General features: G+C 30.8%; 1 protein-coding gene. It reads left to right on the top strand.

From position 1 onward, the window contains the following. Positions 1 to 132: 132 nt before the first annotated feature. Positions 133 to 1,128: a BF3164 family lipoprotein gene (locus tag BACCOPRO_RS00365; protein ID WP_008139834.1), complete on the top strand. Its 996-nt coding sequence runs from the start codon at positions 133 to 135 to the stop codon at positions 1,126 to 1,128. Positions 1,129 to 1,195: the final 67 nt, after the last annotated feature.

Genomic DNA, 1,195 nt, shown 5'->3' with positions numbered 1-1,195 from the left:
CAGACTGTTCATGTGATTTATGTAACTAAGTAAAATCTATTAAACGAGAAAAGACAAAAGTTATGTAATGATTTTACTTTTAATTTTTGTCTTTTCTCATTTATTTTTTCATCCTTTCATTACAAAGACATTATGAAACTACAATTATTAAATATATTCATTGCTTGTATTTTTTGTATTTCTTGCAGTCAAAAACCAGTAAAAACAGAACGAATCCAAGTATCCCCAAAAGTACTAACTGATAGCTTATTCATTAAAAGTGCTGCAAGTTTCATCTGTATTGGTGATTACTTGGTATTACAAGATCCTAGACAAGTATCTAATTTTATAAAAATCTACGATACAAAAGGACATCTTGTATCGGAAGTAGGTCAGATTGGAAATGGTCCAGAAGAATTTATTTTACCAGAATGTATCCCTTTTGGAGAAAATAAGTTCTTGACATGGAATAGATATGGAACATTTCAAACAGCTGTTAGCTCTTCCGAAAATCAGTTTAAACAAGAATTTAGGAGCTTTAATGTTTTCAACGGAAAAAATCAATCTATACAACTGTGTAAAAATGGAAATTTCATAACATATGATCCTACAAAAGATCATGTTATTACGTTATATTCACCCGATGGAAAAGAAATAGCATCTGCTGGTAAATTACCTTTCTCTTCAGATATAGCAAACCGGGAACATTTCTATTCAGGGAAAATTGTATATAACCATGAAAATCAGATACTATTACTCTATTTAGAAGTACTTCCTTATGCAGCTACATTTAAAGTAACCTCTTCTAATATATCATTACTAAATGAAAGAACTTTTGGAAATCCTGAATACACAATAAATGGAGACCAAATGCAAGTCAAAGAAGGCGGGAAAAATTGTTTGGTTGGGTGTTGTCTGACTGAAGACTTCATCATTAGTATTATGAACGACCCAGATTATACAGGTAATGACAAAAGCCAAACTTCACCCAAGCGGCATACTGTAGGAGTTTATGACTATGATTTTAATCTAGTTAAAATAGTTAATTTGGGAATGCCTCGTTATAATTTGGCTGCATCTGGTAAAGACAATACATTCTATGCGATTGTTCAAAATCCAGAAAACAGCATTATTGAAATTGAATTATAAACAACTTATTTTTAATATCATGAAAACAACAATTCTATCTTTAGTCTTACTTCTCCTTGCCTCCTGT

Origin of the sequence: Phocaeicola coprophilus DSM 18228 = JCM 13818 (assembly GCF_000157915.1) — a bacterium.
Lineage (GTDB): Bacteria > Bacteroidota > Bacteroidia > Bacteroidales > Bacteroidaceae > Phocaeicola > Phocaeicola coprophilus.
The sequence above is the reverse complement of the archived record's forward strand: the minus strand, read 5'-3'. Positions and strand labels throughout refer to the sequence as shown.